The 26,158-nt window shown below is 48.0% G+C and carries 17 protein-coding genes; 6 read left to right on the top strand and 11 right to left on the bottom strand.

Annotated elements, in window-relative coordinates; genetic code table 11:
- Positions 1-163: 163 nt before the first annotated feature.
- The 3 genes from H6F94_RS09235 to H6F94_RS09225 all read left to right on the top strand — a co-directional run bounded on the left by H6F94_RS09235 (position 164) and on the right by H6F94_RS09225 (position 3,650).
- Complete coding sequence (locus H6F94_RS09235) at positions 164-490, top strand: hypothetical protein (RefSeq protein ID WP_190801953.1); 327 nt, start codon at positions 164-166, stop codon at positions 488-490.
- Positions 491-896: 406 nt separating this feature from the next.
- A complete protein-coding gene (locus H6F94_RS09230; protein WP_190801952.1) occupies positions 897-2,921 on the top strand; it encodes a hypothetical protein in 2,025 nt (674 codons plus the stop codon).
- Positions 2,922-3,029: 108 nt separating this feature from the next.
- On the top strand, positions 3,030-3,650 hold the full coding sequence (locus H6F94_RS09225) for a hypothetical protein (protein WP_190801951.1): 621 nt from the start codon (positions 3,030-3,032) through the stop codon (positions 3,648-3,650).
- A gap of 288 nt (positions 3,651-3,938) precedes the next feature.
- Here the strand turns inward: H6F94_RS09225 and H6F94_RS09220 are convergent, their stop codons facing one another.
- The 3 genes from H6F94_RS09220 to H6F94_RS09210 form a co-directional block, all read right to left on the bottom strand.
- Positions 3,939-4,616 (bottom strand): Type 1 glutamine amidotransferase-like domain-containing protein, encoded by a 678-nt coding sequence (locus H6F94_RS09220; RefSeq protein WP_313949253.1) that lies wholly within the window; start codon positions 4,614-4,616, stop codon positions 3,939-3,941.
- A gap of 124 nt (positions 4,617-4,740) precedes the next feature.
- Positions 4,741-4,995 (bottom strand): DUF4327 family protein, encoded by a 255-nt coding sequence (locus H6F94_RS09215; protein ID WP_190801949.1) that lies wholly within the window; start codon positions 4,993-4,995, stop codon positions 4,741-4,743.
- Positions 4,996-5,020: 25 nt separating this feature from the next.
- Positions 5,021-5,821 (bottom strand): cyanophycinase, encoded by an 801-nt coding sequence (locus H6F94_RS09210; RefSeq protein ID WP_190801948.1) that lies wholly within the window; start codon positions 5,819-5,821, stop codon positions 5,021-5,023.
- A gap of 819 nt (positions 5,822-6,640) precedes the next feature.
- On the opposite strand from H6F94_RS09210, the gene H6F94_RS09205 reads away from it, so the two are divergent.
- Positions 6,641-8,314 (top strand): alpha-amylase family glycosyl hydrolase, encoded by a 1,674-nt coding sequence (locus H6F94_RS09205; RefSeq protein WP_190801947.1) that lies wholly within the window; start codon positions 6,641-6,643, stop codon positions 8,312-8,314.
- 68 nt (positions 8,315-8,382) lie between these two features.
- On the opposite strand, the gene H6F94_RS09200 is transcribed toward H6F94_RS09205, so the two are convergent.
- From H6F94_RS09200 to H6F94_RS09180, 5 genes are all read right to left on the bottom strand, one after another.
- Positions 8,383-9,987: a right-handed parallel beta-helix repeat-containing protein gene (locus H6F94_RS09200; protein WP_190801946.1), complete on the bottom strand. Its 1,605-nt coding sequence runs from the start codon at positions 9,985-9,987 to the stop codon at positions 8,383-8,385.
- Positions 9,988-9,998: 11 nt separating this feature from the next.
- A complete protein-coding gene (locus H6F94_RS09195) occupies positions 9,999-13,796 on the bottom strand; it encodes a TonB-dependent receptor (protein WP_190801945.1) in 3,798 nt (1,265 codons plus the stop codon).
- Between the two features lie 140 nt (positions 13,797-13,936).
- A complete protein-coding gene (locus tag H6F94_RS09190; protein ID WP_190801944.1) occupies positions 13,937-15,466 on the bottom strand; it encodes a DUF11 domain-containing protein in 1,530 nt (509 codons plus the stop codon).
- Positions 15,467-15,644: 178 nt separating this feature from the next.
- Positions 15,645-16,205: a DUF11 domain-containing protein gene (locus tag H6F94_RS09185; protein WP_190801943.1), complete on the bottom strand. Its 561-nt coding sequence runs from the start codon at positions 16,203-16,205 to the stop codon at positions 15,645-15,647.
- A gap of 112 nt (positions 16,206-16,317) precedes the next feature.
- Positions 16,318-18,804 carry a beta strand repeat-containing protein gene (locus H6F94_RS09180; protein WP_190801942.1) on the bottom strand — a complete coding sequence of 829 codons (2,487 nt, stop codon included), beginning with the start codon at positions 18,802-18,804 and terminating at the stop codon, positions 16,318-16,320.
- 1,264 nt (positions 18,805-20,068) lie between these two features.
- Between H6F94_RS09180 and H6F94_RS09175 the strand changes: the two genes are divergently transcribed.
- Together H6F94_RS09175 and H6F94_RS09170 are read left to right on the top strand one after the other, a co-directional pair.
- Complete coding sequence (locus H6F94_RS09175) at positions 20,069-22,993, top strand: CLIPPER-2 domain-containing protein (protein WP_190801941.1); 2,925 nt, start codon at positions 20,069-20,071, stop codon at positions 22,991-22,993.
- Between the two features lie 499 nt (positions 22,994-23,492).
- Positions 23,493-23,861, top strand: a complete 369-nt coding sequence (locus H6F94_RS09170) for a hypothetical protein (RefSeq protein WP_190801940.1) — start codon at positions 23,493-23,495, stop codon at positions 23,859-23,861.
- Positions 23,862-24,578: 717 nt separating this feature from the next.
- On the opposite strand, the gene H6F94_RS09165 is transcribed toward H6F94_RS09170, so the two are convergent.
- From H6F94_RS09165 to H6F94_RS09155, 3 genes are all read right to left on the bottom strand, one after another.
- Positions 24,579-24,998, bottom strand: coding sequence for a hypothetical protein (locus tag H6F94_RS09165; protein WP_190801939.1), 420 nt, complete (start codon positions 24,996-24,998; stop codon positions 24,579-24,581).
- Between the two features lie 152 nt (positions 24,999-25,150).
- Positions 25,151-25,621, bottom strand: a complete 471-nt coding sequence (locus tag H6F94_RS09160) for a cupin domain-containing protein (RefSeq protein WP_190801938.1) — start codon at positions 25,619-25,621, stop codon at positions 25,151-25,153.
- A gap of 250 nt (positions 25,622-25,871) precedes the next feature.
- The coding region (locus tag H6F94_RS09155; protein WP_242041084.1) for a LysR substrate-binding domain-containing protein at positions 25,872-26,158 on the bottom strand (287 nt) is incomplete at its 5' end.

The raw sequence follows: 26,158 nt of genomic DNA, 5'->3' as shown, positions 1-26,158 counted from the left end.
AGCAATTAGAGACACCTTAAATTTCAGACGGTTCTATTCAAAAGCCACCAGTTTTTGCAAGGGTGTAACCATGCTTGGCCTATTCCTGATCGTCCTGATCGGTATTGGTTTAATTTTTGCCACTGATCAGCTGCTCATAAAACTTGGATTCTAGCCTTAGCTTTTGACACGACCTGAGATCGTCACCTATCGAAGCCACAAACCTTTAGGGATTAATATGACCCTACAACTAAACGATAAGGGTGTTACCTCTGCGACCCTAGACCAAGAAGATCAGTCACAAAAAAGCCCTCATAAAAATAAGCTAGGCCGAAATGCTTTTATTGCAGGTGCGATGATGGGCTTAGTGAGGCTGGCGGTTATGGGAGTGTTGGCCTATTCCTCTTGGGGCGTGAATCAAGCACAGAAGCAGACAGCTCCTTCTGATACATCTTCTTCACCGGCCCAGGTAGCTCCTCAGGTTGGTGCTCTCGCTGAGGGCGAGAAGTGAGGTGTTTAGAGGGCTTAGTTCTCTCCAAATTTAACTTAGGTGCACCTTACCTCAATGTAAGCTCGCTTGAAGTAACTGTTTTCAACCAAATTTTCGAGTTCAGTGGTTTTCAGAACTTAGGAACGTTTAAGCGGATCCTAGTTCATTAGGTCTTTGCGCCCAGTGTTTTTCAGTAGGCTTTGCTCATAATCACTCTCAAATTATGCCAAATCAGCAGTTGCATCCCTGCTTGACTTCTATCTAAAGACTGTTTCCCGTAGTCACCATCACAAAATAGGTTCGCACCGCCTCCTTCAGCTGGTAGAAGCTGAGCAAGAGGTTTACGGGTACCTTGTTGAAACCAGCTGAATCAGGGGCTCTGCTAAAGCATGAGGCAGTCTAGCAGGAAGCAAGGCACCAATCTGCAATGAAAGGTTTATCCAAGTCACTACGTGTAATTTCCCTACTCGGTTTATTGATCTTTGTAATTGGATTTTTCGCTTACCGAGTTGAAATCGCGCTTCCAGCTACGCCAAACATCAACAACACCTACACACCCATAACCAAGCCTGCACCAGAGATGCTTGGTTCTTACGATGTCTTAGGTTATGTCGTTGATCCTGACGAAGCAAACCGCCTTTTAGAGACTGAGGCAGGACGCGAAAGGTTAGCCCCTGAGAATGGAGCCGTTGCCGTTACCAAGGACCTGATCCAGCTCGGGCGCAAGGCTTTTTACGAGGAAACCTTTGGCAACGAAATCTTTCAAACAGATGTAGTCGGTGCCTTGGATGGACCGATTAATCTGGTCACCATGACCAAGGCAATTCTGTCACTACGCGGCAAACCTACCACCAACTTGCAGATCCCCTTGGATCAAGATGTCACAATTGGGGGCCGTAATTTCAAGGCAGGCACACTGCTCAACACTGGCATTGATGTGCCCAAAGGCTCACTCTTACCGCTAGGCATGCGAGTCAAAATTGCCGATGGTAAGGTTCGGGCTGGCATTACCTGTGCCCTCTGCCATGCCACTGTCAACGCTAAAACAGGGCGAATTCTAGAGGGTGCTCCTAACACTGATGTCAATACGGGATTAGTGCTGGCGTTTGCCTCCAACTCAGCGGCAATGTTTCGGCAAACAGATGTCAATCCTACCCAAATTCCGCCAGGGGAACATTCTTATATCAAAGCAGATGGACAAGAAACCCGTCTACCGGATGCTAAAGCTTTGGAAGATGCTGTTGATGCCGCATTGCTGAGTTGGCCACCAGGCAACTTTGATTCCACTGGGACCCTTGTTAATAATCCCTCCCAAAATCCATCTTCCTACACCTATGAAGCCTGGCCCTACGGTTGGAGCGGCTTCTCTTCGGTAGGGTGGTTTCATGGCTTGACGACCTTGAATAACAACGTTCATGCCACCAATTCAGACGCAACAACGGGCGCCGATGGGAGTCTGCCGCTGTTAGGCATTGATAAAGAAACTTATTTAGGAGTGATTCTGCAAAACGCAGCCGACCCGTCCTTCCGATTGCCAGAGGGTGCAAAACCATCTGAATTTTTTGAGCAAATTGACCCTACACCAGGGGCACCCGGCATTAACCAAACAATTAAGATGCCCGGTTATCCCAAGGGTTCGGTATTCATGTTGGATGGCCTGATGGCTAACACCCCAGGCTTACCGGTTGCTGAGCAACTCAATGGCATGTCAGCCTGGCAAAACACACTGGCCCCGCCCCCTTACCCAAACAGCGAAAACCTAGAAGTGCTCCAGCGAGGAGCTAAAGCCTTTGATCGAGCTGGGTGTGCGACCTGTCACAGTGGACGCTACTTCACTAACCATGCGGTGGTTGCGCAAGCCGAAGTGGGAACTCAACCCTCACGCGCTCCAACTCTGGCAGCGTTCACCCGCATCTTCACCAAGCCCCAAACCTATGCCAGCAACATGCCAGTTCCTGTGCCCGACAATGCACTGGTGCTCGATGTGCCTACGGATATTACTCCCCTATCTGAGCAGCGGCTCGCCTATGGTGTTAATAAGCTAGGGGGTGGCTACAAGGTGCCCAGTTTAATTGGCTTGGCTGTCACAGCCCCTTATCTTCACGATGGAGGCGTAGCAGCAGGGCCAGAAGCGCTTGAGCAAGCGAGTGAGAGTGAACCTTTCACCGTAGCTAATGCCGACCAGCTGGGAATGGCGGGTACGCTAATGCGCAATATTGGACCCGATCCTGAGGCCAGTCTGCGCGTCTTGCTCGACCGGAACCTGCGGCAAGCGATGGTTGCTGTTAACCGAGCCAACCCTGATTTGCAACGGTCAAATGTGGATGGTCAGGGCCATGCCTACTGGATTGATACCGACGCAGACTTCACTCCTCAAGAGCAAAGTGATGTGATTCAGTTTCTACTTTCGCTGGATGATGACCCAGAGGTCCTTCTCACCTCATCTCGTTAACTCCTAATCCGTTACCTCGTTAACTTGATGTCGTTAAGTTGAGCCTCTAAGAGCCTTCTGTCTAAAAATGCCTGCTTAAAATACCCACTTAGAAATGCCTGCCCAGAAATGCCTGATCTCCACTGGTTTACGATAGCTCTTGTCGCCCTCGCCCTCACAATCAGTGGGGGCATAGGGGCTCTAATTTATGCCGCGATTTCTGCCTATCGCAATCGCAAGCCCCGAATTGGTCGAAGAGTAGACAATTTCCCAAGCTTTGAAGATACCTTTGGTGCATCTTGCCTCCGCTCTCAAATTACTGTCTCCGATGGCAGAAGAGACTATAAATACGAGGACTTGCATGTTGTTCAGGTGCAAATCGCTAACCAGAGCAGACAGGATTTTGGTGAATACGAATTGGGAATCACTTTATCCTCTGGTGACGTCGCCATTTACATTGAGGGGCAAACACCAGATCGGCAACATCTAGTCAAGCAACTCAAGCCATTGACATTCGCTGAACCACAATCCGAATTAGACCTGGCTCTGCGACCTTTTAATCGAGACGATCTTTATCAATTTCGTCTACTCGTTGTCACTTCTGAAGGCGGCAAAGAACCTGGACCCATTGAGCTAACCTCACCCCAGGCTTGCCAGTTAATCGATATGCCTACGGTTAAAGAAGCTGTCAAAGAAGCAGCAAAATCAACTTCGCTCTCTGTTGGCCCTTTCCAGATTTCTTTTGATTAACTCTCAGCTTAAGTAGTGGTTTCACAGTGCAGATGACCTCCTTTTTCTGCCAAAATTTAAAGTCTGATGAGAATTAGCAGCTTTCTCAACTTCTATTAGAGAGCTTAGTCGAGCAAGATCACACTCGCAAAATGTTATGACTGATATGGTGCTGGTCACAGATGCTTCCCAGGGCATTGGTAGGGCAACGGCACTTTTATTTGCCAGCCAAGGCTACAACTTGCTCTAGGCACTCACCAAGCTGAGCGTTTTGAAGCGATTACAGCTGAGATTCGAGCACTTAGAATTTTAAGAGCTTTTCTGAAGAAATCCTAAGTAGACAGACTCCAGCTGAGTCTCCTGGACAGTCTCACCCATCTTTTCAAGTCTGTAAGCCTTCGCTTGAGGGAGAGAACTTATAACTCTTACCAACTTTTCTCCCACAAAATGTAGAACGGCCTCATTATCCGCAGCATATCCCTCGCTGATGGAATCCTCCCTCAAGAATTTCTGATAGGAGGGCCTTCTTTCTGGCTCTGCATCATAGTGAGGGCAATTACTACCCTTCAGAAAGCCTAAACACCGCAGTACACTTAGACGCTCAGGAATGGAGTCTGTAACGCCCTGCTCGAACCAGCAAATGGAGCCTGCACTCCAACCAGCAAGAACCACGCCTGCCTCCCAAGCTTCTCGGAGAATGCTATCTAGGTGCCACTCTCTCCAGAGAGCCAGCAGACTTTTAGTGTTTCCCCCTCCCACATAAATTAGGTCTTTTTCAAGAATGAAAGATCTGAGATCAGCGGTTGGTAGCTTAAACAACGACAGGTGAGAGGCCGTGCAGGACAGCTGCGAAAATGACGTATAAAAGCGGTCGATGTATTCCTGGGACTCTCCACTTGCTGTAGGCACAAAACAAACTTTGGGATTTGCCTTGTTCGTTTGTGCGAGCAGGTAGGTCTCCAAGAGGCCACTGGGCTCCAGAGACACACCTCCTATTGCAATAATCTGCTTGAGTTTAGAGGTTGGGCTATTAGTCATTGAGCCTCAACCTTCGAAGACTATCACTGTGTTAACTAAACTCATATAGCTAAGCCCCATATGGCTAAGAACTTTAGTCATTCTCCCAGACTTCATTACTTAGAAGCTCACTAATATGGTCTTTTAGCACAAAGCTTCGTGCCTCTAGCTCACGCTCGATCCAGATCCAATCCTGTTTTGAAATGTACTGAGAGAGGACGTAGATCGGCTGATGTCGGTTAACAATCCCCTCTCGTACAAGCTGATACACTTCCTCTTGAATCACAGCTAGAGAGTAAAGGCTAGGCGAAACTACAGGTCTAGGCTCACCAGAATTTTCTCTTCTCATTAGAGCACCAGAGGTTTAGAAAGGACTAGACAAGCGCGACTCGCTTACTCAAGTCAAAGTGGTAACCGTGGGGAAGGATATGTAGCTTTACTCCACATAGGGCTAAAGCTTCATCTTTCAACGATTCGTCCACGTTGGTGTGCATAATGTCTGCAACGTCCACAACCGTTACAGCCCCTGCTCCAACTACCTCAACTTCATTCCCCTTGACAATGATTGCTGTGTTCTCATCAATGCCAAAACCGAGGACAACAGGCTGCTGAGACACAGCAGACAATAAACGCCCTAGTCGTCCCCGTTGAGCAAAATGTTGATCAATGACGACGCCAGGTAAGAAACCCATGCCTCGGTCCATTTTTGCGACTTCAACTCGGGGATTCGTGCCAGGTTCGCCCTCAACAATCATCATGTCTGGCATCATCGCTGCCCCTGCACTGGTTCCTCCCACTACCAAACCTTCGGCGTAGCGTTTGTGGAGTAAAGCATCGAGTTCAGTATCTTTCAAGGTCTCTGTAATCCGGGCTTGATTTCCCCCTGTAAAAAACACACCGGTAGCTTTTTCAATTGCTTCTAAGTAGCTAGGGGCACTAGCATCTTTGCGATCAGCCGTATCTACTACTCGGACTTCCTCCGCTCCAAATCGCTCGAATATTCGAGTGTATTTATCACCAACTTCTTGTGGGAGTTCTGTTGCCACTGTCATGATCACAATTCGAGCTTGTGTACCACCAGCACGCCTCAGAAACTCTCTTAAGATAGTGCACTCGCCTTCCTTATCTTCTGCCCCACCAATAATAACCAGTTGTCCCTGATTTTGGTTGTCCACCGTTAACTCTCCAAGTATTTATCGAATTTAAAAATGACATCTGCGTCACGGCTATTTTTGATGCAACACCAAGGGGCGTTACTCCTGAATCCCGCTCATTTTTGCCGAAGAATTTGAGGACTGCTTCTTCCTAAAACTGCTTCGCACAGTTCTGCTTCGCACAGTCCTACAGCTCCTGCTTTTCTTTCGTTCACTGCGAAGAGCTAACTTGGCTCCACCCTGTACTGGTTGTTCACCTTCTCTAGAATAAGAGCCCTGTTTTCAAAGCTGCTCACTGCAACCATTGGCGACAATTGTGATGTAATCCTTATAAAAGTACGTCTGGACAGGCAGTTTCATCCTTCCCGTGACTGATTAGCAACAAAGTTTAAGGAGCGTAGCATTATCCTGTGCTCTTAGTTGCCAGGCCCCTTGTCAGCAAATTCACTCCATAGATAGAAGCGGGTCAGTTTAACAGCTGTTCTCGCTTTGGGCGCACTTGGAAGTGTTGGATGACCTTCAACGTGTACTGCTGAATCTTACCTCGAAAAAAATAGCTTGGTTATTCTAAACCTTTGGGTTTCAACCATTGCCTTGCACTGTTCTATTGTGCCATCAAAAGGAAACGGGTTTCACTCATTCTTATTGGGTCTCAGCTAAGTTCAGCTTCAAGAAACGTGTAACCAGCGGCTCTTTTTAAATACTCAAAGGTTGAATCTTCAGGCTGTTCACCAAGTGAGAAAATTAACTCGTCCTCTCGGCAGACGAGCGAATAAAAGCATAAATGTATCTTGGTAGTACACATATATTATCCTGTGAATCCTGAGTCAAAGGAGTGCGATGTCCGGGTCAGTCGAGTTTAAATTATTTGCTCCCCGTAATCAACAAGCTACCGTTATTGGAACCTTCTCTGGCTGGCAACCAATTCCAATGAGCAAAGCCCAAGATGGCTACTTTCGAACTCAGGTTCAGCTTGACGATGGCATTTATCAATACCAATTCCGTGTACAAAGCAAAAGCTGGTTCTTGGAACCGGATCAATGGGTCGATGTTAACGATCCCTATGCTACCGAGATTGACCATGACACTCAGCGTTCTGTGGCTCGTGTTAAAGAAGGGCATCGAGTCATTGATACCTATGTCTGGCAACACGATGACAAACCCTTACCCAGTAATGCTGAACTAGTTATCTATGAAATGCATATTGCTGATTTCTCGGGTGGTGAAGCTGATGGGCAACCACGAGGTCAGTTCAAGCATGCTATTGAGAAATTAGATTACTTACAAGAATTAGGGGTCAACGGCATTGAACTCATGCCGGTTACCGAGTACACAGGCGACTACCGTTGGGGTTACTTGGTACGCTACTTTTTTGCGCCTGAATCCAGCTATGGTCCTCCGGAAGACTTAAAGCAGTTTATTGATGAATGCCATGCTCGGGGAATGCGCGTCTTTCTTGACGGCATTTACAATCACTCAGATGAAGAAAGCCCATTAATATTCATTGATCGTGACTACTGGTATTATCACGGGCATCATTATCCGGAAGATCCGGCTAACTATTGGGGCCCTGAATTCAACTATGAATACCATGATGAAACTCTGAGCATCAAACCAGCCTGGAAGTTTATTGGCGATGTTGTTCGCTTCTGGATTGAGGAGTATCACGTTGACGGCATTCGTTACGATGCCGTGCGGCAGTTAGGCAACTACGATTTCTTGCATTGGATTGGCCAGGAAGCCAAAAATGCAGCTTCCGGCAAGCCGTTCTACAATATCGCCGAGCATATTCCTGAAGATATCTGCATTACCTGCTGTGCGGAAGGGCCAATGGACGGCTGCTGGCATGAGAGTTTCCGTATCTTTACTATTGACCACATTGCTGGAGGCAAGTTCGACCTAGATAAGCTCAAGGAAGCGTTGGATGCGAGAAGGCAAGGTTACGGTAGTCTGACCAATGTAGTCAATTACCTGGCCAGTCACGATCGCGAGCACACTTTGAGAGAATTGGGTGAGCATGGCATCTTCGATGAAGCAGCTTTTCAGCGAGCTAAGCTAGGCGCGGTACTGTTGCTGACCTCGATGGGCGTGCCCATGATTTGGATGGGAGATGAGTTCGGCGAGTATAAGCGCAAGACTGAAACCACAACTGAGCCGAACAAAATACAATGGCCTCTACTGGATCAAGAACCCAACCGTGATTTGTTCAAGTACTATCAACGCTTGATCGAGTTACGCAAACACCATCCAGCCTTACAAACTGAAAACATTGAATTCTTCCACGAAGATCTCGAAACTAAGGTACTAGGCTATATTCGCTGGGATGAACAAGGTTCAAGTGTAGTAGTAGTAGCTAATTTTAGTGATCAAGCTCTTGAGGACTATCAGCTTTCTGATCTTCCTGCCGTCAACCATTGGCAGGAATACTTGGAAAAGCAAACCGTTGAGCTGAGAGACAACTGCTTGACCCTCAGCCTAAAGCCTTATTCAGCTAGAGTTTTGGTTAGCCAATAACTAGCGTGACTAGAGAGCAGCTCAGTTGCACCACTACCAATAGCATCATTATGGGCAATTTGGTGCCACTAGTTTACGCCTAGTGACCGTACAACAGCGTTGGGGGCAGGTTCCGAGGTCCCCAGCCTAGGAGCAGTCGCCGTTGCGCTAATTCTGTCCCCTGCCTTAAGCATTGTCAGCGTAATAGCGAATTCTCCTTTATCACTCACCTCCGCGGTGGCAAGCGGTTGAGTCAAAGGTCCTTGAGCGCCACCCTCACCAACCCGATAAATTTCAACCTGTGAGCCTGGACTTGCAGAACCTCTTAACGCGAGACTGTCATCCTGCTGGCTCAGAAAAAACTCTGGGCTAATAAACTGTGGCGGTTCAATACCAAGATTTGCTGTCTGACGACGTTGCTGATAGCTACTAGTCAATGGATTGGGGCCATCTCCTTGCTGATAATCCCGAGAGCTAGCACTATATTGAGAAACGAGATCAATGCTGAGCCCTGAGAGGCGAGAGAATTGGTTTCCCTGTATGCGGTTGCCATGAGTTTGAGGGTAGGCAGCAGCAACGATGCCAGGTCCTATTTGATCAGAGATACGGTTGTTGAGCACCTCATGCTCGTTGCCCATTAAATAAATCGCTGCCCGATTCAAACGTCGTCCATTAAAGGTAATTGTATTGTCTCGAATTTGAACTGATCCTTCTGGTTTAAACAGGAAAATAGCACTGCCACTGTTGTTCTGGATCAAATTAGACGTGATCTGAGTATTACGGATATTTCCCTCTAAACGAATGGCATCAGGCATTCCAGCAAGACCATTGTTAGCAATGACATTGTTTGAGATCTGGAGATTTTCTGCCTGAACTGAAGTGATAATGCCACTGCCAGTATGGTTAGCAATCTGGTTGCGTTGGATGGTTGTTCCTGAACTATTAAAAATCGAAACGCCGAAAGCAGAGGGCACAGAAGGGGAACGGCCATCAGGACTGACGCCTAACCAATTGTTCTCAACCACAACGTCTTTTGGCGCAATGTCGCGACCACGGAACGGAAAATCAGCGCCTGGAGGCTGCTGTTGACTAGTGTCAGGTGGTGGCAGCTGATGGGAGATGAAGATGTCGGCTGGTGGTGTGACTTCAGTTGAGCGGTGCCTTGCGGTGAAACCATAGAGACTCAAACCGCGAATAGTTATGCCATCTGCAACAACAGTGAGGCCTCGGAACACTTCTGCCTGTTCAGCAGGTGTAATTGCCACGACAGGGGCTGGAGTTGCAAGCTCTGGGATTGCAACTGTATTGGCATAACCTGGCTGCGTTGTGCCATCGACTATTAAACCTGGACTCGCTAGGGCAGGCAGTTCCTTAACCAGGTGGATAGTGGTTTGTGTTGTAGGTAAGTTAAATTCCAACCGTGATCGGGACTCAGCACTGAGCAGCTCGACTTGGGCTTTTTCAAAGTTACTGAGTTGGTCAATGGACAATGTACCGTTTACAACCTCAATTGCCTCACGCAGCGTCAGCCCCTCATTCGGCTGTACAGGGCCATCTTGATTGCTGTTGACAACTACTCGTAGATGCAAAGATTGGTGCGGGACAGTTGCTGTAGAGGCAGCTAGTCCTATTGACTGCTGAATTAGAAGAACGGTTGCAGCTACGAAACCTGTTGTTGTCCATTGTCTCTTCATTGCGTTGCACCTTATGGGGTGGAAGTAATTGCTGCGGTAGATGTCGCAGTCGCCATGGTTGGAATAAGGTTTGAGGCTGCAGTTTGGCTAGCAGGAGAGGGTTCTGCTGTAACTGGTTGGGCTTGAGACTCCCGCTGCTGGCGAGGGGCTACTCGTTGCAAACCAAAGCCATTAAACAATTCGTTGAGTTTGACCACGATACCCCCGTAGAAGCCCCCGCCCGAACGTGTGCCATCAAAGTCACGGTCATTCACGCCACCAAAGCTGTAGCCGCCATAAAGCCGCAGATTAGGTGTTAGGTAATAGCCAGCTTCAACGGTAAAACCAGTTTCGCTATAGCCTGCTGAAGGTTGATTAATCCAGCGAGCTTCGCCAACTAAATCCATTCTGTAGTTCAAACGGTAGGTCGCTCGCAACTGGGTTAAAGAGACTGTGCTGGTACCAACAAGATCCTGGGCCAGTTGAGAGGTGCTATGACGAAGGGCATATTTGCCATAAAATTCCCAACGCCAGTCAGGCGCGTAGAGAGCTTCAATCGCAAAAGTATGATCCTCATAGCCTGTACCAGTTCCTAGCAGAATAGTACCTGGGGTTGTGGCCGGATTTTTGCGATAGTCGTAGCGCAACAAAACATTTAAGCGATCGTCATTGGGATCTCGGTAGGCAAGGCCAAATCTCAGGTTGACTGTATCCCCTAATCCCCGCAGCAATTGATTGGAAGAGTTAGCCTGCTGATAACGAAATAAAGCTGTAATAGCAGGCGAGATTTTGCCAGTTGCTGAGGCCGATATGACTGTGTTGGAACCTTCAGATGAACTGCGGTGCTCATAGCGAACACTCGCTTGGAAATCAGGGTTGTCAGTATAAGCCAGGCCAACGCTATAACTATCTCCTCCTTGAACACCAAGCGCAGAAGCGCTCTGACCCACTGCATAAGGTTGAGGAAAACGAGCACCTGCACCTGTGCGACCATAGATGTCACCAAACACGTGCTCGTAAGAGAAGTCTGCCCTTAACCCTGGCGCAATCGTCCAACCCTGCTGGATACCGATAGCTCCTGCCATCGATTGACCATTAATAATCGAAAAGCGCCCACTAACAGTAGTATCTGAGCCAAGTTTGTAATCGCCGTTAATATCTAAGCTAGTAATCGAGTTACTCCGGAACTGACCACCCGAGAAGAATTGGTGATTGAGCTCAACAGTGATACCAGGCATAACCTGCCAAGCTAAGCCAAAGATTGTGCGGTCTGGGTAAACTGTGTCAACCTGTGAACTCAGATTCAATTCATTTTGAGCTCGGAACGTGAGGTTACTAGCGAGGGGAACCGTCAGACGGGAGCGTAACTGACTGGAAGTGATATCGTTATCTTCGGTTGCCAGCCGGTCTTCGCGATGACGATTGATCCAGTCCACCTCCAAGCTGGCAGCACCAAGGCGCTGTTGAACCCCTACAGAAATTGTAGTGAGGCTGTTATCTACCCGGCTACCCGGTATTGCTTCAGAACCTGGATTAAAGAGATCTCTAAGATTGTTTAGAGGACGAGGCGCAATGCCACGATTATCTTCGTGGTCATATTGCACACGCACGTTTGTTGTCGATGAAACTTGACCAGCCAGCTGAAGCCCATAACGGGTTTGACCGGGCACAAAGCTAATGGTGGCGTTGTTTGCAAAGCCTGTGTCAGCTGAACGGTAATAAGCTCGACCTCTAATTCCTTCGATGAGAGTGCTTTCTGCTTCGATCCGATAGGCAGAACCACTCACAGGTCCGAGAACCTCAGAATCGTTGCTGGAATGAGCATATTCAGCGATGAGGCGACCATCTCGACCAAAGGAAACTAAGGCGTCAGCTCCATAGAGTTCGAACTTACGGCTTCCCTGATTTTCCCGCAAATAAGTTGCCCCTAGCCAACTTTCATGATTCAGCTCCCGTGAAAAGTGGTATCTTAAGCGGCCTCCATAGATGTTAGTATCAGCCCCTGAGTTTTCGTATTGGTAAGTAATAACAATGCGGCGGACCAAAACTCGCCCCTCATCGTCTACATCAGTTCTGAGCAAAGGCCGACGAAACAATAGGGCGCCGCGGTCATAATCAATCTCATAGTCAGTACCCCGGTTGAGTTCCTTACGCTCAAGAACAGTACCAGGACGGTCTAACTCTTCTAGTTCAATGAAAACGTTCTCACTGCCACCAACTAACAATCGTCGAGAAAGAAAGTAGTAACCACTGGTGCCATCAGGAGCAATCGTGTCGCGCTGAAAGCCTTCAACATTGTTGCCATAAAAGCCTGAGAGTTGCAGATTGCCAAAGTTGTAATTGAGCTTGAAGCCGTGGAGCTGTCGGGTGGTGGCTGTGAACTGTTGAGATTGGGTTGCGAACTCCTCGGTGTTGTAATCTCCCCACATTGCATAGTCAGTGCCTGCACCCGGTGTAGGAGAGGTACGTTCTAAGCGCAGATAGAGATGGTCTGTGGAAGGGGTAACAGTTGTGACCGTTGAACTGTCGCCATAGACTGGATAATTCTGGTCACAAAACTGAACGTCCCGGAATAAGCGGTTTTCGCCATCACAAGTTTGGTTGAGTGGACGTTCGCTGTTGTACGCACCTGTAACCAGCCATTCGCCAATTCTGCCTGTGGCGAAAACCGCGGTACGGAGGTCAACTTTCGTGCCATTGTCGCCATCGGGAGGCATGAAGTCGCGGAAGCTGCCGTAATAATCAGTGCCACGGCCACCGATCCGCAAATCAACAACCCCCGTCACAATTGAGGGGCGCAGATTGGTCTGAAACTCAATTTGACTAAATGCTTCCAGGTCTCCTGTTGTAGCTCGGATACGAGCAGTTTTGGCTTGGAGACTGGAGCGCAATGCTGCTGTAAATTGCCCTTGTCGAGCCTGTACCTGAAATCCAGGCTGATCAAGGTCATAATCAGCGCCAGTGAATTCTCCAGCACTGGCAACCAGCGTCACAACAGCATCTCGATTAGAGCGATTTCCCCGCTCATCTAAGAGTTGTCCCTGAACCGTAGCTGTAGACCGACCATCAGCTGGAATGTATGCTTCGACTGTTTCTACCGTGATCTGCTTGACAGTTCCTCGAACCTGTACTTTAACGGTGGCTATAGGACCTGTAACTCCTGCTGTCTCTGCCCGCGCAGTAATGGTATTCTCGCCATCCTTCAGCGCGATTCCGTACCAGGTTTGAGTAGTGAGGTTGTTAGTTGAATCGGTCTCAGTTCGTCCAATTGCAGAAGGATCGACTGCAACACCATTCACTCTCAGGGTGACTTTAGCATCTGTTTGAAACTGTAAGATGACTGTAGTAGCTGGAACATCTACTAAGGAATTGTCAGTCGGAGTTAAGATCCGTACTTGATTCGGACCTAGAGCTGAATTTATATTTGGGGTTGTAGAATTTTCTGATTGAGAATTAGCAGAATTAGTAGATGTAGAATTTTCAGGTGGAATATTAGTTGGCGCTGCTATCGCTGGACCCGGCGCAGCACTTGACGGTGCTAACTGCGAGCTACCACTGACAGAATTAGTAGAACTCTCAGGCCGAATGTTGGTTGGAGCTGCGATTGCGGGGCTAGGCTCAGCAAAAATTTCTGGTTGACTATTAGTGGGATCCACCACAGCTGGCTCAGGTGTAGCACTTGACGATACTGGCTCAGAATTATCGCCAGCTTCTGTTATAGGAGCAACACTAGTATTTTCTTCTGCACAAGCTCTTGGAACCAGGCCCAATACTCCTAAGGTTGTCGTAAATAGGCTGAGATAGAGAATCGTTTTTAAGGAGGTCTTCATCTGAGCGTCCCAGCCTTCTACCTTAGAAATTACTTGAGAGATTTATGAGTGACGGCCTGTCTAATCGCAAGCTCCCTTTAGGGAGTGAATAAGCCTTGTCACGAGGCAGAACAAGCTTGTTAATTGAGAAATAGCTAGAACTAGCGGCTGCTTTGTTCCTGGAAGGTTGGCGTCACGGCAAAGTTCATTCGCACTAAACCACCAGGCGCTAAATGCACTAGCCGAGATTGGCTGTTCCGTTCACTAAAGTAGAGATTTGGAGCTAAGGTATAACCTGGCAGGCTACTAAGGTCCAAAACACCTGTGCGGTGGCCAGAGATTACGTTAGCCACAGAGAATAAGCCGTTAGCGTCGGTAGTGATTCGATTGCCGTCATCCATAAAGATCACAGCGTTAGGCACACCCGGTTCACCCGGTTGTTGTTCGCCATCAAAGTTTTTATCGACAAACACTCGGCCGATTAAAGTACCGCAATCAGTCAAGATACCACCGCGAAGCCGTAACTGATGAACTGCAGGGCCATCCTTAACATCCTGGTTATTATCATTGCGTCGAGCATTGACGATTGCCGAATTACGTCCGTTACCCCTTAAGGCATCAGGGGTAACCTGAGCTGCGTAGGCAATATTCAGGACTGCTTTAGGGGGAAGGGGAACAGCTGCGCGGAATGTGACGGTTGAGCCATTGTGCTCCGCTGTAATAGGGATTCTCTGGCCTTGCAATTCACCGCGAACTGAATCCGGCAGAAAATTAAACCCTAATGGCAAGCGATCAGTGACAACTATATTGTTCTCAGTTGAATTTGCTAGATTCTTAATTAAGAGGCGATAGATGACGGTATCTCCTGGCTCGGCGGCTGCCCGGTCACCTGTTTTGATAATTTGGATCTCCTGACTCTGGCAAACACTAGTGTTCAAGCCCAGAACAGCCAGATTCAGCCCTACCTTCTCTGCGTCCTCAATGTTGATGGTTTGAACCATTGACGTGCGCCTATCTGTCGCACTGATCGGCTTCCCGTCTAAGGAAGTTGCAGTGTATTGCAGGGTTCTACCATTGCGAGCACCGATGGTGATTTTTACCCGTCGCTGGCTGTAGATCGAGCCTTCAGGCGGATTGATTAGCAAAATGTAGGATCTGCCTGGATCTAGTTGGCCTCCGTCAGAGCTGAGCAGGAAACTATAGGTTCCCTCGTCGCCACCTGCGATGAAGAAGGGATTGCTATTTTCTCTGTTAGGAGTGATCCCTTCAGGAATACCATTATTGGGGATATTGGGTAGCTCAGTCTGAGTTAAACGAAGAAGTCTGCCAATTTCTGAGCCTGTTGGATCACTAGAGTTGGCTTCGTATAGGGCAACCCTAAATCCTCTATAGTCAGCTAAGGTTGAGCCAGCGCAGTCGGTGATGCGACCGAGAGGATCGACTAGGATGGAGCGATTAACTGTGGTTAAAACTTGGGTTGAAGTTCCGGTAATCTGAGTGCTATCGCCTGAACTGGTGTAACTATAAGAAGCTTGGTTAACAATCGCTGCTCGGTTTGAAGTGGCTCGGGCACTTTGAGCTAGTACAGGTACTGAAATCGGAAAAGTTCCTCTGGCTAGAAGAGTTGCCGCTAGTAGGTTGAAGCAGCTAAGTAGCAAGCGAGATGAATGTCTTTTTCTGGGCTGGCTCATCTAATCTTTCCCCTTCTAGCCGATAATTCTTAGCTTTGCTTAGTTGTGAAACTTTGAATTACGGCTTATTTTGCGTTAGGAACCGAGAGTCAGCAAAACGCTGTCTCTTTATTAGAAAATGAAGTTGTTTAATGATGGGGCGATTGCTAGAAGAACTAATAACCGCCCCAGAAAGTGACTAGCGAACTCTCACTTGATAAGAGGCATTGATAGCTGCTGCCGGATTAACTGCTTCTCTGAAGTTCCAGCGCACATGGGTATAAGCTTCTGCGGGAGCAGGACGCTCTTCGATTCTGCCGTTGGGTAGGGTCACTTTGATCATGGGCTTCTCAACAAAGGTCTTGCCATTGTCGATGCTGTAGGTTAGTCCCGCGCCGCTAGCGCTAGTTGCAGACTCTAGAACATAGGTAGTTTGCTGAGGAATCGGCTGAGTGAAGACCAGATTTCTAGCCGCTTCATTGCCAGCATTGGCACCACGAATTGTGTAGCGCAGTACATCGCTAGGATGAACTACCGCACTGCCTGATAGAGCTTCCCAGGAGATTTGCCTTTGGCCTTTGGCGTCTACTCTGACCACTTGTTTCTCAGCGCTCAGATTCAGCCGCACTTGAGGACGACGAACCGCCTGGGCAATGGTTTGACCTGCTTGTTGCAAGCTAGCCATTACTGGGGTGCTACCCACAAAAGGAATCGTGGCAATCAGAACCAGGGCACCGAGACTAATCGACAGACGTTTCATGTTGACACTCTTTGCATTCAGGACAGTTAACCGAGATTGAAGGTGAGAACTAGGGGACAGTTGGGGTGTTACTGAATCAGTTTTCCCGCTCTATCCCCTAACCTTTGAGTGACTAGTTAATCCGACGGCGGAAAATGAAGGTACCGGTGCTGCTCGGCAGAATCGTCGTACCCGTGGTGTTGGTGTACGTCGTCACGTCTGTACCTGCGGTCATGCCACTTTGGTCGCCACTAGGTAAGAAGGTGGTGCCAGCACTAGCTGAGCCAACTACGTTGCTGGTATCAATGACACCGTTGCCATCGTTATCCAGTGCCCAGTTGTTACCACCATTACCACCAATATCGCCCTTCTCAGTAACAGTTACGTTAGTTGCATCTAACCCAATACTGCCCGTTGCGCCTGTTGCTGGGCTGGAAATGTTGGTGTAGGTAATGCGGTACTCGATGAAGCGACCCGTTAGAACTGCACTAGCTGGAATGTTGGTGCTTCCAGGTGTGGCTGGATAATCCTGCACCACTGTAGTGCCGTTAGTATCGAGAACACGGGCGTCCTTAACCAACTTCAAGAAGCCGGTGTAAACCCGATCAATCGTGGTGTTTTGAGTGGGCTCCAGGGTGTTTGAGTCTGGTTGGTTATCCCCATTCAAATCCAGGAAGGCATAGATCGGGATGGCAAAGCCTTTGCCTGTATCCGTAGATAGAGTGGTATCCACTGGTAAATCGACAGAAACGGTGTAACTAGCCGATGTGCTGGGTCCCAAGCTAGGAACAATAACGGGTGTATTGCCTGTATTAAGTGCAAAATCAGTGCCGTTAAAGGTGTAGGTTGCTGTTTGACCGTTATAGGTGATCGTCACTAGCGTTCCTGTTGGTGGCAAGCTTTCAGCAGCGCTTGCGGTAAAGTTGGTCGCATCAGGGGCCAACACGATATTAGTAAGCGTGCCGGTGCCAGGATTATTAACTGTGTTGTTGAACTGGACTGGCGCCGGATCAAATTTGCCACCGGGAGCAGTGCCAGCGGGAATGGCTGTGGACTTGTTGGTGAAGTCCGTATTATTGCTGCTATTAGGACCTATTGCTGCCGGCTGAGCATTAGGACCGTTGAGCACATTACCAGGAGCATTCAGCGTAAAGACGTTGACTTCACCACCAGGGCCAGTACCAGTGTTGTTGCCGCTGTCAATTCCATCAGTAGTTGGATTGGCAACGCCAGTGGTCGGGTTGTTGGTTGCAGGCGGGGCGTTATTTTCGTAGTTGTTGGGGTTTTGGTCACCGGATTCGTCGTAAACCAGGGTGGTACCACCACCTTGGCTCTGACCAAACACCTGAGCAATGTTGGCAATCGTGGAGCTACCGCTGATGCCACTAGTCACGACTTGGAACGCAAAGCCAGTGATATTGACGCCTTCTGCAACCGTTCCGCTATTGACGAAACCAACACGGGTAACCCCAGAGGCTGGTTGAGTAGTTGTCCACAGAGCCTGGTTTGCTGGAGTGCTGGTGGCAGTGGTTGTGTAGATTGGCGTCCAGCCAGAGGGGGCGCTGGGAGTACCTGTCAGAGCTGTACTGGATGGAATCGCGTCGGAAACTAGGATGTAATTGCCAGTAGGAAGACCCGTAATGTTAATCGGCGTCCCCACCAGGTTTGCAGAACTAATTCCGGTGCTACCTGTGGGAGTCGTATTAGCAACGTTCAAGCCCAAGCTATAGGTGATCAGGTCATCATTGAGCGTAGCTGGGGTACCAGCGTTGCTGTAGCCACCATTGGTTTTGAGAATGGTCGCGAAGGCAACCGGCGTTGCTCCTACTTGAAGAGTCTCAGAGGCGCTAGCTTCACGCTGACCATTAATTGGAGCGCCATCCGCTTCAACGTCCGTCGGAGTTCCGTCAGGGCCATCTACGGTGTAGAGATCATTACCAGTAGGAGCAGTAGGATAGGGTTGGTTCTGACTATCAGCAGCGTTTGTATTGGCGCCGGTATTACCCAGCACGACGGTGATGCTGGAGTTTGTAGCTCCTGAATTAATCGTGACAGGAACCTCAACAATCAGCGAATAGCCAGCAGGAATTGCGCCAACAGGATTGGTGCCAATCTGTATGCCTAGCGCTGCTGTGCTGGCACCACCCGCCGGTACATTGACCGCAGTAATATTAGTGCGCGTCCCGTTGGCATCCATATAGCCAACAATCTGGACAGTTCCTGCAGTAGCAGTAGCAGTGCCACTGACAGTCGCTGTACCTGGAACGAAGAATAAAGTGGCGTCGTTACCAACGTTGGTGACTTTGTAGCCGTAATTAATTGTGTCCCCCACAACGGAAGGGGTAGCCGGAGTGGTGTCAGTTGTTCCTAGAGAAGTAACCGTGATACCTGCTACCTCTGCAACTTTGATAACAACAGTATTGGATGTTGCGTTAATTGGCTGGGTTGGATTATTGGGATCTGTATAAGTTGCAGTAGCTGTGTTGCTAATGGATGTTCCAGCCACAGTTCCGGCAGCAAAAGCCGGGGCTAAAAGTTGGAAGTTACCTCCCACAATAAATGCTGCTGCTAGTAAGGGGCGATAACAATATTGCAGCGTTGTTTTTGGTTTCTTGAGCATCTTCACTGAATTTATTCCTCTACCCCCAACACCGGGAGCAACTAGACAACAAGGCGATGGCCTGAACTATTAGGGCGTAAAAGTTGAAGAGTCCTTGGCGACCTATTAGAGTGTTGCCCATTGCAAGCTGAATAGTACAAAGGAAATTTACTGAATTTTTATCTTTCAGATCGGACACTAAGGGGAAAACACGGAGCCCACTAAAAATGAGGTCCAGATTACAGAGAGAACCATAGGTGGAAATATCAACTAGAGCGCTGAATTGCTCTTGTCGCTTATCTCAGTAATGCTGCTGATGTGAGTGGTTAGAGGCAATGCTGTTCAGCAGAAACAACATTGCCTCTGATCTATTTCTCAGTGAGAGCCACAGGGTTTAGCCGCTCGCGCTTCGAACAAGCCGTGATTTCACTCAGGCTATCTTCTGCTTGGATTTCTGATGATCTCTATTGTTTCATTTACTCTTCATGAGGGAAAAGAGCTAGTGATAGCTCCTCGTTGGATAGGGAAGGCTGCATCTAGAAACATAATTCAGATATTCTCGCTATCTTCCGGAAATGGAGATTTCTGCTTTAGTCCTTGAGTGGTGTGTGAGTCTCAGTGAAACTACTTGTCTGTAAATTCTGTTCTTAAAGGGCAAAAAAAACTGTGGAGCTGCATCAGTCAATCAGACCAAGCACTAAAAAGAGAAGTTTTCTAAACGCTATAGATATACTATTTCTCTCTATGAATCTGCCAACAGTTGCCTTCGGTGCAACAGGGCATAAGGACTTCCTTAACAACAAGATTCAGACGCCAGGATATCAGTATCAGGGGGCCCCTAGCTCAAATCATCGGGCTAAGGCAGACCGGATTGGTTCCTGTAAGGCTCGATCTAGTGGGTATCCAACATTAAGAGTTCATTAACTTCATCTCACATTCAGTATCTCTCTAAGCCAAACAGTCTCTGCTAGTCGGTTGGAACCAGGAATTTTGAGCAGCTATGAGCCTACTATCTAAACTTCTTTCAAAAGCAATTTTTCTGCTACAGAATTTGCAGGGCACTCTTCCTGCCAGATTAAGTTTCTGGCTTCAAAAGACCTGTGCCCCCAAGGGGAGTTCAAGAGTTAGGCTACCTGGGTCTCAGCGCCTGCTCAAGTTCCTGGCTACTGCTCTCACCTCCTGTGCTTTCATAATTGTCTCCAGTGGTATTACGCTGTGGCCATTTTCTATTGCAAACGCTGCCCCATCACTCACCATCACTCCTATCACCTGGAACGTGATTGGTTTGGATAGTAACAAGGTTACTGAAGGACCGGATCAGTATTTAGCGGGTGCCCGTGTTTGCAATGTTGGCGATACTGCTGCGACTAACGTGACGGCTACCTTCTTTAATGATGGCGGCAACAGTTTTATCAGTGTATTAGGAGCAAGTACTCTTTCCATTCCTCTCCTACCTGCTGGTTCTACATCCCACCCACCTGGCAACACAGGTCCTACACCTGGCAATTGCTACGACTTCTATTTCAATCTGAAAGTTGCCCGCAATACGAGTGCCTATTCAACTTTAAATACTCCAGGCAGCAGACAAAAGTTTCGCATTCAAGCCACTGCAACTAACTCAGGTACTGTAAGCACCCCTATCAATCGAGAGCTTTATGTAGAGAAATTAGTCTCCCAAGCGCGAAATACTGTAAAGAGCATTACAGGCCCCAGTACCGTCTATCAAGGACAAACTGTTCAATATACAGTCAACGCGGCGACTGCGCCTGGCGGATATGAACAGTTGTCAGTTTTACCCCTCCTGCCGGTTTTCTTTCAAGTCATTTCTGCTTCCTCAACTTACTCAACCCCTGCTGGAGCAACCAATAACTCTGTCTATGCTGACGCTTGCGGTTGGGAAAATGATCCAAGCAGTACCTTCTATCACAATAACGGAGCTTGTAATAACCCAGCAATTACCGATACCTACACGGGGGACAAAGCAGGGGACAATATCACCACGGTTTACACTATCAAAGTTCTTTCAACAGGTAGTGGTGCGCTCAGTAACATCATTTACGACTTTTCTGGTAGCAGCTACCACTACAACGCTGACGTTGGCACTGGGATTAACAACTTTGCAGTAACTGCTCTTCCTCCCCAAGCAGACCTGAGCACAACCAAAACGGATGGTCAAAGCATAGCTGTTACTGGTACTCAAATTAGCTACACTATTACTGCAAGGAACAACGGTCCTAGCGACATCACTGGTGCAATAGTCAGCGACACAGTGCCTAACACGATTACGAATGTAACCTGGGCTTGTGTTGCATCAGTGGGTTCAAGTTGTGGGGCTGTCAATGGAACAGGTAACACCATCAATACCACTGCAAACCTACTCAATGGAGGCACCGCCACTTACACTGTCACTGGCTCCATCTCTCCCAGTGCCACCGGCACTTTGAGCAATACAGCAACAGTAGCAGCACCAGCGGGTACAACTGATCCCAATGCTGGCAACAACAGTAGCACCGATGAGAATACGTTGACTGCCAATGCTGACCTTAGTATTACTAAAACTGATAACCAAACTACAGCTACTTCAGGCAGTCAGATTCAATACATTATCGTTGCCAAGAACAACGGCCCCAGCACCGCTACTGGTGCAATAGTCACTGACACAGTGCCTAACACGATTACGAATATAACCTGGGCTTGTGTTGCATCAGTGGGTTCGAGTTGTGGAGCTGCCAATGGAACAGGTAACACCATCAATACCACTGCAAACCTACTCAATGGAGGCACCGCCACTTACACCGTCACTGGCTCCATCTCTCCCAGCGCTACTAGCAGCTTGAGGAATACAGCAACGGTGGCAGCACCAACGGGTACAACTGATCCTAACACTGCCAACAACACCGGCATTGATGAAAATACATTGACTTCCAGTGCTGATGTTATCACGACTAAAGTTGGCCCGAACAGTGTCGTGGCTGGAGGTAGCATTGTTTATACAATTACGACTACAAATAACGGTCCCTCTACTGCAACTAACGTTGTTATCCAAGACACCTTACCAACTGGTGTCACCTTTAATAGTGCCTCTGACAACGGTACTGTATCAAATGGGGTTGTCACTTGGCCAACTATCGCTAGCCTATCCCCTCAAACTAGCGTCACTCGGACTGTAACTGTAACAGCACCAGTGAGTGGAGGACCACTGCTTAATAAAGCCTCTAGTACCGCCACTACAACTGACCCAACACCTGCAAACAACAATGGCACTCAATCTGCGTCTCAAGTCTCAACCAGTATCACGCCTAGTGCAGACCTGTCCTTAACTAAAACGGCTAATTCTACTAATCTAGGTGTTGGACAGAGTGTGACCTTCACAGTAACGGTTAGAAACACAGGGCCAAGTTCAGCGACGGGTGTAACTGTAACCGATTTACTGCCATCAGGATTAACACTTGGGTTAGCAATGCCGAGCCAAGGCACATATAACAGCGCAACAGGCCTCTGGACTGTTGGTAATCTCGCTAGCGGAGCAAATGCAACTTTGCAAGTTACGGCGATTATAACTAGGAGCACCCCCGTCACTAATACAGCTCAGGTTACAGCCTCGAATCAACCTGATCCTGACTCTACACCTGGCAACAGTGTGGTAGGCGAAGATGATCAAGCAAGCGTAACGTTGGGTAGCAGTAACCCTCAATTGTTGCTTGTTAAGCGGGTCACTGCAATCATCCCCAGTAACGGAGCTAATACTACTAGTTTTGTGGATGATCCAGGAACTACCAATGACAACGCTTCTAACTGGCCCTCAGGCTATTTGAAAGGAGCCATTGATGGTGGAGCGACTAGGCCTGGAGATGAAGTAGAGTACACCATTTATTTTCTTTCTAATGGTGGTCGCACTGCTCAAAGCGTTAACGTGTGTGATCTAGTTCCTACCAATACCACATTCTCCCCTAATGCCTTTGCAAGTGGATCGGGGATTGCAAAAGCCTTTGGCTCTGCTACTGCTACTAATCTGACAAATACTGGAACAGATGCAGACGGAGGTCAATTTATCTCCTCCGGCGGCACCTTACCCTCGTCAGTGAATTGTTCGGCAAGCAACACAAACGGTACTGTCATTATCAGCCTAGGAGATGTACCCAACTCCACTGGGCCTGGGACTCCCAGCACCTCCTATGGCTTCATCCGCTTCCGAGCCAGAGTGAACTAATAGAGTACCAACGTAGAACGGATGAGATTCCCTGAAACCTGATATTCATTTCTACGAGCGAGCGAGTTTATACAGCGGTCGTGGGCACGGCTACTCTCATTAGCTGGCTCAGCACGGCATGGGAGGGCTAGTGGCTAAATGGCTCACCTGAAATTTGGTTTCTCGCTAGATGAGCAAGGGACTTCTTGTGCAGGTGAGATTCCTTTTGAAGGAGCACTCTCGATTCTGTGAGTGCCACAACCTGATAAATTGCTATCACCCTGACGACGAGAGAATTTTTTGTACTTTAGACAGGCTCAGGAGTGTTTCCCCTGGGTTCTTCTGCGCTAAATCAAGAGATCCGGAGCTTTGTCAGGATCTTGGCTATAGACAAGTTCTTAGGAAAGAATACTGCGCCATACGTCAGAGTAATCTGAGCGCTCCAGCGGATGCTAAGACTTTACGAAAGTATAAGAATTGACTTGTCTGCATTCATCAGCTCATTAGAAAGAACGCGACTATGGCTATCTCAGCAAATTCTATAGAGTTCCATCGGTTAGAAAGCCTAGAAGAGAGATTTGCTCAATCCTTTCTAGTAGCTGCTGCTAGAGGCATTGCAGAGGTATTTGAAGGTTGTTTATCTTGGGATAAAACCAAAATATGCTGGAACTACGGAACTTATACAGAAACTGGCAATTGCCAGCAATATAGTGACTCGCAGCTCATATCACAGCTGCTAAGCGAACGAGAAAGTTGCTTATTTAGGTTTTCAGAGCAAGAGATTGTCTTTGTCCTAAACTTCCTCAAGCAAGAACTGTCCCTATCAACAGCTCCTATAGAACGAAGAAAACATCATAGCGATATGGAACTAACTATGGCTAGAAGGTAGCAGACCAAGTGACACTATCGCTCTGTTCTGGTTGTAACTAGCTTATTAACTCCTGTGCTTGTTTCCTTGCCACTTCTGAATTTAGCAGTTCTATAAGAGTACAGTACAGCCTGAGGTATTCAGAGGGGGATAGTAACAGCAATGGCTAAACTAATCCACCCTGTCTTTGCTCATCACTAAATTCAATGCTTCTGTAACTGCTTAATCCAGATCTTGATGACTGCAGATCGACTTGGACGTTATCTTCCTCCACTAACTTTTCACTAGCCTCGCTTGCTTAGCATTGAGTTTGACAGTCGCGCCGCCTTGTTTTGGGGACAATCGTGCATCTCCGGTACTGCTTCAGTAAATCTTAAACCAGGCTAGACTCACGCTAAATCGTTTGGCTAATTGACTTTAGGAGCCTTTTTGTCTGTTGTAAGCCTCAATTACTTTTTGACTCAGGTCAAGCGAGTATGTTTTCATAAGGGGCGATTCATAAAGGGGGCTTGGGCTACCCCCTACTATGTTTCATGCATCTGAGAACCGCTATAGACATCTGCTGGTAACAAGACTGCTCGCTGCCAGAACATCACGCTTCATATATCTAGTCACCTGTAAAGCCAATGAACTGAGCGGTGAATCAGATGTAACTCACCTTAATTCAATGTCCCTAACGATCGCCCTTAACACTCAAACAACAAGGCTACCTATCACTAGATCGAAGAGAGCCCTAACCTAAGGATTGCTCCCAGGCTCTAAGAAGTCATACAGGATCTCATCAGGCTCATCCTCAACATCTTCGTAAACGGAGGAACTCTGGACAGAACCAACCACAACAGATTGGTTAAATCCAGAGTTATGATGCTTGAGGGGTGGAGCAAACCCGCCAGTACGCAATCCTGGCGGAAGAAGATCGACCACCTGCTCTAATCGCTTCACCCGAGCAAGCAGGTCTGCTATAACTTCGGGGCCAGCGCTGGGGTTAGCAGTACTGCTGTCATCAAGTTTTCTGCCAATTGCTGCTGTCAACTCCTGTAGCCCCTTTAGAGTCTGCTCTTCGTGCCCCTGTGTATATAAATTCGAGAGTTCTTCAAGTATTGGAACCAGTGGTGTTGGGACTCGAATGATTTGGTCAGTGGGAAGCTTCTCAGTCATGATGGCGTTGGTTGTCGAGCGTTCTGATATTCAGTTTCGTACAACATTGGTAGTTAACGTTGTAAAGCCCTCATTTTTCTTTGATAGGAGCTGTTTCGCAATGGGCCGTAGATGATTTTCTGTTAGGTGAGCCAGTAGTGAGCTAGCTACGACTATTCGTTGCTTGCCTGCTCGGGCACAGGATACTGATCGAATCTCTGCATCAAGTCAAATAGCTCTTCTCGGCTAGGCTGTCGTCCCTCCCTCGTCAAATCAGCTAGTCCTTCAAAATACTGTTCCCGATGGTCTGCTGGACAAAACATAATCAGCAGTGTTGCTGGCTGTGAGCCACGATTAGAAAAGCCATGCGGTGTGTTTTCTGGCACAATCATGAATGCCCCTGGTGAAGCAGTGACCTGGTCTTGTCCTAGCATCAGGTCAACCTCACCCTCCACCACGTAAAACATTTCAGTCAATTGTTTATGAATATGAGGGCGTGCTCCGATTGCCCCAGGTTCCATGACAAATTCAAATAGTCCAAAATGGCCCTGTGTATCTTCACCAGTAGCTTTAAAGGTACATGTGCTGGTTTGAATTTTGACGGATCGACCCTCGCCAGGTTGCAGAATAATCGGTAAGGTCATGAATATGTCCTTTTGTATAAACCAAGAAATCTATCGAGTTGCTGCCACAGCCTAGTCCACAGCTCCTGCTAAGTCAGCCACGATTAAATCTAGCGGGCGATAAACGGCAAGAAAGATTTTTCTCCCTGTGTGATCAAGGCTGTTAGTAAACTAGCCAAGGCTGCCCCTCATAATATCCCTTATCGGAGCCCCTGAACTCTACACAGCTTCACCCCTCAGCTTTGTGAGCACCCGAAAAATCAACGCTGACTTATAAATCCCAGTTGGTTTGGTGGCCAAACTGTTTCTGTAAAAAGTCAACTAGCAACCGGATTTTCGTGGATAGATGGCGGTTCACGGGATAGAGCACATAGATCCAGAGTTCAGATGGGTGATAGCTAGGCAAAATAGTTTGCAGCGTTCCCTGTTGAAGTTCTTTTCCGATTAGGAACTTGGGAAGTAGCGTAATCCCCAAGCCTCGAACTGCTGCATCTCTCAGCACTTCACCGTTGTTGGAGCACAGCACACCGTCAACCGAAATCGCGTGTTCTCCATCAG

This window comes from Leptolyngbya sp. FACHB-261 (assembly GCF_014696065.1).
In the GTDB taxonomy this organism is placed as follows: Bacteria; Cyanobacteriota; Cyanobacteriia; order FACHB-261; family FACHB-261; genus FACHB-261.
The sequence above is the reverse complement of the archived record's forward strand: the minus strand, read 5'-3'. Positions and strand labels throughout refer to the sequence as shown.

Excerpts from the sequence above, each read along its gene's own strand:
- H6F94_RS09230 (WP_190801952.1), top strand. The coding sequence starts at position 897 with ATGAAAGGTTTATCCAAGTCACTACGTGTAATTTCCCTACTCGGTTTA.
- H6F94_RS09225 (WP_190801951.1), top strand. The coding sequence starts at position 3,030 with ATGCCTGATCTCCACTGGTTTACGATAGCTCTTGTCGCCCTCGCCCTC.
- H6F94_RS09215 (WP_190801949.1), bottom strand. The coding sequence starts at position 4,995 with ATGAGAAGAGAAAATTCTGGTGAGCCTAGACCTGTAGTTTCGCCTAGC.
- H6F94_RS09205 (WP_190801947.1), top strand. The coding sequence starts at position 6,641 with ATGTCCGGGTCAGTCGAGTTTAAATTATTTGCTCCCCGTAATCAACAA.
- H6F94_RS09200 (WP_190801946.1), bottom strand. The coding sequence starts at position 9,987 with ATGAAGAGACAATGGACAACAACAGGTTTCGTAGCTGCAACCGTTCTT.
- H6F94_RS09195 (WP_190801945.1), bottom strand. The coding sequence starts at position 13,796 with ATGAAGACCTCCTTAAAAACGATTCTCTATCTCAGCCTATTTACGACA.
- H6F94_RS09190 (WP_190801944.1), bottom strand. The coding sequence starts at position 15,466 with ATGAGCCAGCCCAGAAAAAGACATTCATCTCGCTTGCTACTTAGCTGC.
- H6F94_RS09185 (WP_190801943.1), bottom strand. The coding sequence starts at position 16,205 with ATGAAACGTCTGTCGATTAGTCTCGGTGCCCTGGTTCTGATTGCCACG.
- H6F94_RS09180 (WP_190801942.1), bottom strand. The coding sequence starts at position 18,804 with ATGCTCAAGAAACCAAAAACAACGCTGCAATATTGTTATCGCCCCTTA.
- H6F94_RS09170 (WP_190801940.1), top strand. The coding sequence starts at position 23,493 with ATGGCTATCTCAGCAAATTCTATAGAGTTCCATCGGTTAGAAAGCCTA.
- H6F94_RS09165 (WP_190801939.1), bottom strand. The coding sequence starts at position 24,998 with ATGACTGAGAAGCTTCCCACTGACCAAATCATTCGAGTCCCAACACCA.
- H6F94_RS09160 (WP_190801938.1), bottom strand. The coding sequence starts at position 25,621 with ATGACCTTACCGATTATTCTGCAACCTGGCGAGGGTCGATCCGTCAAA.